This window comes from Roseovarius halophilus (ex Wu et al. 2025) (assembly GCF_047086965.1).
Genome location: NZ_JBKOTX010000253.1, coordinates 1 through 6,819, shown reverse-complemented (window position 1 = coordinate 6,819; position 6,819 = coordinate 1). Strand labels below are relative to the sequence as shown.

Annotated in this window: 7 protein-coding genes and 1 tRNA gene; 5 read left to right on the top strand and 3 right to left on the bottom strand. The window is 65.6% G+C overall.

Features of this window, described 5'->3' with window-relative positions; translation table 11 throughout:
* On the bottom strand, window positions 1–589 hold a 589-nt coding region (locus tag ACH107_RS28600; RefSeq protein ID WP_412509131.1), incomplete at its 3' end, for an urease accessory protein UreD.
* Window positions 590–993: 404 nt separating this feature from the next.
* Window positions 994–1,080: transfer RNA gene (locus tag ACH107_RS28595), tRNA-Leu, on the bottom strand.
* A 264-nt stretch (window positions 1,081–1,344) separates the two neighbouring features.
* On the opposite strand from ACH107_RS28595, the gene ACH107_RS28590 reads away from it, so the two are divergent.
* The 4 genes from ACH107_RS28590 (at window position 1,345) to ACH107_RS28575 (ending at window position 4,780) form a co-directional block, all read left to right on the top strand.
* The gene (locus ACH107_RS28590) at window positions 1,345–1,512 is read left to right on the top strand and encodes a hypothetical protein (RefSeq protein ID WP_310691455.1); all 168 of its coding nucleotides are present in this window, start codon (window positions 1,345–1,347) and stop codon (window positions 1,510–1,512) included.
* Window positions 1,513–1,516: 4 nt separating this feature from the next.
* Window positions 1,517–2,167, top strand: a complete 651-nt coding sequence (gene lipB / locus ACH107_RS28585; RefSeq protein WP_412509130.1) for a lipoyl(octanoyl) transferase LipB — start codon at window positions 1,517–1,519, stop codon at window positions 2,165–2,167.
* A 265-nt stretch (window positions 2,168–2,432) separates the two neighbouring features.
* Window positions 2,433–4,106 (top strand): cytochrome c oxidase subunit I, encoded by a 1,674-nt coding sequence (gene ctaD / locus ACH107_RS28580; RefSeq protein WP_310691453.1) that lies wholly within the window; start codon window positions 2,433–2,435, stop codon window positions 4,104–4,106.
* A gap of 113 nt (window positions 4,107–4,219) precedes the next feature.
* A complete protein-coding gene (locus ACH107_RS28575; protein ID WP_310691452.1) occupies window positions 4,220–4,780 on the top strand; it encodes a DUF2244 domain-containing protein in 561 nt (186 codons plus the stop codon).
* Here ACH107_RS28575 and ACH107_RS28570 read toward each other — a convergent pair.
* Complete coding sequence (locus ACH107_RS28570; RefSeq protein ID WP_310691474.1) at window positions 4,761–5,219, bottom strand: GatB/YqeY domain-containing protein; 459 nt, start codon at window positions 5,217–5,219, stop codon at window positions 4,761–4,763. The two genes, ACH107_RS28575 and ACH107_RS28570, sit on opposite strands and share 20 nt — an antisense overlap.
* 186 nt (window positions 5,220–5,405) lie before the next feature.
* Between ACH107_RS28570 and carA the strand changes: the two genes are divergently transcribed.
* Complete coding sequence (gene carA / locus ACH107_RS28565) at window positions 5,406–6,566, top strand: glutamine-hydrolyzing carbamoyl-phosphate synthase small subunit (protein WP_412509129.1); 1,161 nt, start codon at window positions 5,406–5,408, stop codon at window positions 6,564–6,566.
* Window positions 6,567–6,819: the final 253 nt, after the last annotated feature.

The following is a 6,819-nucleotide window of genomic DNA, read 5'->3' as shown; positions in this document are numbered from 1 at the left end:
CCTCCAGCACCGCCGGTCCAGCGGTCAGCGCCGCGGGGGTCAGATGCAGCGGCTCGACCAGCACCGGCTGGCCTGCGCGCATCACGCGGCGGGTGTCGCGCAGGTGCAGCGTGGCGGGATGCTCGCCCATGGCCGCCCGGCCCAGCACTAGCATCTCCAGCATCAGGCAGGTGGCATCGGCGGCCAGGTCGATCCGGGTCTCGCGCATCAGCTGGCTGTGATCGAAAAGGATCGTCTCCTGCGGCAGCCAGTCCAGATGCGCCCCGGGGCCCACCGCGTGCCGCACCGTCACCGCCGCCGCGCCGCCGGGGCTGCGATAGGCGCGCTCGGCGGTCTGGGTGGTGCCGCCGGCCCGCACGCCCGCGCCCAGCTCGATGCCGCAGGTCATCCGGTCGCCCCCGGTCAACCCGCCCGACGTGTTCAAAAAGACAACCTCGGGGCCCGCCTCGCCGGCATGCACGAAGGCCTTGGCCGAGCCCGACTGGTGCAACCGCTCCAGACGGCCGCGATCCGGCACGGCGCGCAGGGCGACACGGGCGGCGCCGTGGCTGCGCTCGGACGGCAGCACCGGGGCGGTCTGGAGGGTCATTTCAAGCTCCTTAGGCAATTGCGCCCGACCCTATCGCCCTCCGCCCGCGCCACCACCGTTGGCCTCCCCTGCCAAGGGCTGACAGGACGGCGTCCAGCAAATATGACTATTTTTTAAGCGCACAGCCCAATGGATGGTCACTGACTTGACGAAGTCGCGGGATGCTGCGGCGACCGGCTCAGATTCAGGTCGCGACAGCGCCGTATCAGGATCACCGCGATTGAGAGAACCTGACGCGCAACAGCACAGGGACCGCGCCCGCGTGTTGGCCATCACGGTTGGCGTCAGCAATACGCGGAAAGGCCCCGGCCAGGGCACCGGCACGGCGTTGTGCCAACCGGGATTCGAGCAGTCAGGCGCGGTGTCAGGACCAAGCCCCGCGAACGGTCAAGAAGAAGGATGTCTGGTGCGGTCGAGAAGACTCGAACTTCCACGGGTGTTACCCCACAGCGACCTCAACGCTGCGCGTCTACCAATTCCGCCACGACCGCACTGTCACAGGCTTGGTGAACAGGTCTTTAGACAAAGCCCCGCCGCACCTCAAGGTCGAATTTTCAGCACGCCCCCGGATTCTTCACGAAATGCCGGCGTACACACCACCACAGCCTCGGCGGGCCTCTGAAGCCCATGCGCCGGACAGCACTGCAATCGCCCGCGCCGCCGCAACGTGGGCCGCTGAGCACGACCGCGGCATTGGTGGCGCTGGACATCCCGGCGCATTATGTAGCCATGATGAAACGGAAAAGGAGGAAGAAATGGGGCTGATGCGGCTGGCCGATGCCATGCGCGAGGTGGGCGACACGCGCGGCGCGCAGGTGCACCGCGTGCACTTGGTGGCCTTCGACCAGGTGCGCGCGGCCCGGCGCGAGGGCGACCGCACCAATCTGCCCAAGGTAAAGGAGGCGGGGCTGCTGCCCCGGTAAACGCATGGTCGAATGGATCACCACGGACGGGCTGACCAGTTACGCCGCCGCCGTCACCTTCATGGAGGACCGCGCCACCGCCATCGCCGAAGGCCGCGCCGGGGAATGCATCTGGCTGGTCGAGCACCCGCCGCTCTATACTGCGGGCACCAGTGCGCGGCCTGCCGACCTTGTCGATCCGGACCGGTTCGAGGTGCATCAGAGCAAGCGCGGCGGGCAGTATACCTATCACGGCCCCGGTCAGCGCGTGGCCTATGTCATGCTGGACGTGGGCCGGCGGGGCCGCGACGTGCGCTGCTTCGTGCGCGACCTCGAAGCCTGGGTCATCGCCACGCTGGAGGATTTCAACATCAAGGGCGAGGTGCGCCCAGGTCGCGTCGGTGTCTGGGTGCAGCGGCCAGAGAAACCACTGCTGTCCGATGGCAGCCCGCGCGAGGACAAGATCGCCGCCATCGGCATCCGCTTGCGCAAATGGGTCAGCTTCCACGGCATCAGCCTGAACGTGGACCCGGACCTCGACCATTTCAGCGGAATCGTGCCCTGCGGCATCTCCGATCACGGGGTGACCTCGCTGGTGGACCTGGGCCTGCCGGTGACCATGGCGGATCTGGACCTGGCCCTGCGCCGCAACTTCGACAGCGTCTTCGGCGACTGAGGCGGGCAGAGGCACCGCAGGGCATAGGCCTGCCTGGCTGTCGGATCGCGGTGACGGCCTGCTCCTGCACGATTTGATCTGCATCAACGCAGGCCCCTGGGGAATTCGGTAGCTATCCCACAAAATCATGCCGCTGCGCCATTTTAACCCATGCCTTTCCCTGCATGGGTTATTGCCTCGTTGCCTGCTCCGCTCTAGAACGATGTCCGGAAGGGGGAGTCCCGTGTGACTCGTCCGCTCAGAAGTTTTCGCAGAGGAGAGCCACATGGCAGACGCCGCCATTCACGGCCACGAGCACGAGGACAACCGAGGGTTCTTCACCCGCTGGTTCATGTCCACCAACCACAAGGATATCGGGATCCTGTACCTCTGGGTGGCGGGGATCGCCGGGTTCATCTCGGTGGCCTTCACCGTCTACATGCGCCTCGAGCTCATGGAGCCCGGCGTGCAATACATGTGCCTCGAAGGTGCCCGCTTGACCGCCGCGGCGGCCGGGGAATGCACCCCCAATGGACACCTGTGGAACGTCATGATCACCTATCACGGCGTGCTGATGATGTTCTTTGTCGTCATTCCCGCGCTCTTTGGCGGGTTCGGCAACTACCTGATGCCGCTGCAGATTGGTGCACCCGACATGGCCTTTCCGCGCCTGAACAACCTGTCCTTCTGGATGTTCGTGGCCGGTGTGTCACTCGGCGTCGCGTCGATGCTCGCCCCCGGTGGCAACGGCCAGGCCGGCTCGGGCGTGGGCTGGGTTCTCTACCCGCCGCTCTCGACCAACGAGGCCGGCTTTTCCATGGATCTCGCGATCTTCGCCGTGCACGTCTCGGGGGCTTCGTCCATCCTGGGCGCGATCAACATCATCACCACCTTCCTGAACATGCGCGCGCCTGGCATGACGCTGCACAAGGTGCCGCTGTTCGCCTGGTCGATCTTCGTCACCGCCTGGATGATCCTTCTGGCCCTGCCCGTGCTGGCCGGTGCCATCACCATGCTGCTGATGGATCGCAATTTCGGCACGACCTTTTTCGATCCGGCCGGCGGCGGCGACCCAGTGCTGTATCAGCACATCCTGTGGTTCTTCGGGCACCCCGAGGTCTACATCATCATCATCCCCGCCTTCGGGATCATCAGCCACGTGATCGCCACCTTCAGCCGCAAACCGATCTTCGGCTACCTGCCCATGGTCTACGCCATGGTCGCCATCGGCGTGCTCGGCTTCGTCGTCTGGGCGCACCACATGTACACCGTTGGCATGTCGCTGACCCAGCAAAGCTACTTCATGCTGGCCACCATGGTGATCGCCGTGCCAACCGGGGTGAAGATCTTCAGCTGGATCGCCACGATGTGGGGTGGCTCGATCGACTTCAAGACACCCATGTACTGGGCCTTCGGCTTTCTGTTCCTGTTCACGGTGGGCGGTGTCACCGGCATCGTGCTGTCCCAGGCCGGCATCGACCGAGCCTACCACGACACCTACTACGTCGTGGCCCACTTCCATTACGTGATGAGTCTTGGCGCCGTCTACGGCATCTTCGCGGGCATATACTTCTACATGCCCAAGTTCTCGGGCAGGAAATTCCCCGAATGGGTCGGCAAGACCCACTTCTGGGCGATGTTCATCGGGTCCAACCTGACCTTTTTCCCGCAGCACTTCCTGGGCCGCCAGGGTATGCCGCGCCGCTACATCGACTACCCGGAGGCCTTTGCCACCTGGAACTACGTCAGTTCGATCGGCGCCTTCATCGCGTTCGCCTCTTTCGTGTTCTTCATTGTGATGCTGTTCAAGCTGCTGCTGAGCCCGAAGAATGCGACCGAGAACAACCCCTGGAACGAATGGGCCGATACCCTAGAATGGACCCTGCCCTCGCCGCCGCCCGAACACACCTTCGAGCAGCTGCCCAAGCAAGAGGACTGGGACAAGGAACACGCCCATTAGGGGCCGCATCCGACACGCTTCGAGGGGCCCCGGGATTTCCGGGGCCCTTTTCTTTCGGGCCGCCCGGCTTAACTGATCGACGACTGACCCAGAACGAACCCGGACCTTCGGTCATGCCCTACGAATGGACCACGCCAGACAGCCGCCCCCCGCGCCCGGGCAGCCCAAGGGCCGAGCTGCACCTTTGGCCCTATCGCTCGCTGCTGCGGCGGGACTTCGTGATCTTCATATCCCTGACAGCCGCCCTGGTGCTGGTGCCCCTGCTGACGGTGATCGGCTCGCCCGTGCTCTGGGGGCTACTGCCCTTCATCCTGCTTATGCTGGGCGGGCTCTGGGCGGGGCTGTCGCGGTCCTATCGCGATGGCGAGATCCTCGAGGAACTGCGCCTCTGGCCCGACCGCATGGAGCTGGACCGTCACGACCGCAAGGGCGGGCACCGCAACTGGGCGGCCAACCCTTACTGGGTGCAGGTCAACATGCGACAGGACGGCCCCGTGCCGAACTACGTTACCCTCAAGGGTGCGGGCCGCGAGGTTGAAGTGGGCGCCTTCCTGTCCGAGGACGAACGCGCGGCACTATTCGACGACTTGCAGGGGCGGCTGGCACGGCTATCGACCATGACGCGGTCGCCCGGGGCTTCAGATCCGGGGACGTCTAGCCCAGCCGATCCTTGACCATGGGGCCAACCTTGCCGAAATCCATCCGGCCGGCGTATTTCGACTTGAGCTGGCCCATGACCTTGCCCATGTCGCGCAGGCTTTCGGCCCCGACCTCGGCGATGGCCGCGTCCACGGCTCGCGCGACCGCGGCCTCGTCCATCTGCTTGGGCAGGAATTCCTCGATCACGGTGATTTCTGCGCGCTCCTTGTCGGCCAGTTCCAGCCGACCGCCCTCTTCATAGGCGCGGGCGCTTTCCTGGCGTTGCTTCACCATCTTGCCGAGGATCGACATGATTTCCGCATCGCTGACGCCGGCCTCGGCCCCGTCGCCGCGCAGCGCAATGTCGCGGTCCTTGATCGCCGCATTGATCAGGCGCAGCGTCGCCAAGCGATCGCTGTCCTTGGCCCTCATCGCCTCCTTGAGGGCGGTGTTGAGGCGCGTGCGCAAATCCATCGGTGTGATCCCCGGTTCCAGCCATGCCTTGCGGCACAAGCCAGCACTCTACCGCACCTGCGGCGGGCGTCACAAGCCCGCGATTAGCCCGGTCGCGCGGACGCGGCTTGCACGGCTTGAGCGGCTTGACCCGCCCGAGCCCCGGCCCTAAACCCCGGTCAGTTCGCCACAGGGGAGTCGCGCAGCATGGCCCGTTCCGAGACCGCCAAACCGACCGCCTGCCTCGTTCTCGCGGATGGCAGCGTCTTCTACGGCACCGGCTTCGGTGCCACCGGTCAGACCACGGCCGAGCTGTGCTTCAACACCGCCATGACCGGCTATCAGGAGATCATGACCGATCCCTCCTACGCCGGGCAGGTGGTGACCTTCACCTTTCCGCATGTGGGCAATGTCGGGGTGACCCCCGAAGATGACGAAACCGTCGATCCGGTGGCCGAAGGCATGGTCGTGAAATGGGACCCGACCGAGCCGTCGAACTGGCGCGCCGCCGAACGGCTCGAGGCCTGGCTCGCCAAACGCGGGCGCATCGGCATCGGCGGCGTGGATACCCGCCGCCTGACCCGCGCCATCCGTCAGCAGGGTGCGCCCCATGTCGCGCTGGCCCATGATCCGGGGGGCGACTTCGACCTCGACGCGCTGGTCGCCGCCGCGCGCGGGTTCACGGGCCTGGAAGGGCTGGACCTGGCGCGCGAGGTCACCTGCGCCCAGTCCTATCGCTGGGACGAAATGCGCTGGGCCTGGCCCGAGGGCTATACCCGCCAGACCGAGGCCCGCCACCGCGTCGTGGCCATCGACTATGGTGCCAAGCGCAACATCCTGCGGTGTCTGGCCAGTGCCGGTTGCGAGGTCACGGTCCTGCCCGCCAGCGCCACGGCCGAAGAGGTCCTGGCCCTGAACCCGGACGGTTTGTTCCTGTCCAACGGCCCCGGCGACCCGGCGGCCACCGGGGATTATGCCGTTCCGATGATCAGCACGGTTCTGGACCAAAGCGACATGCCCGTCTTCGGTATCTGTCTGGGCCACCAGATGCTGGCCCTCGCGCTTGGCGCTCGGACGGTCAAGATGAACCACGGCCACCACGGTGCCAATCACCCGGTCAAGGATCTCAGCACCGGCAAGGTCGAGATCACCTCGATGAACCACGGCTTCACCGTCGACAGCCAGACCCTGCCCGTCGGGGTCCGCGAGACCCATGTCTCGTTGTTTGACGGCTCCAACTGCGGCATCGCCATGGACAGCCGGCCGGTCTTCTCGGTGCAGTATCACCCCGAGGCCAGCCCGGGGCCGATGGACAGCTACTATCTGTTCGAACGCTTCGCGAAGGCGATGGACGACCGCGCCGCCTGAGGGCTGTGCCGGCTGTCATGACTTATTCAGCCCTACAACCTATGGTTTATTAATCGCCCGTTAACCAAAGTTATCCCAGCGTTATCCACGGGATTGACTGGTTAACGGGACGGGCATGATGCGTACACTCAGGCAAAGACCGGCCGGGCGCAGCTTGCCCACGCCGGACAGCGCGGCCGAGGTTCTGGATCTCAAGGGGCTTGACCACGCCGCGCGCGCGGCGGCGCTGGCACGGCATCGCCGCGCGCGGGCC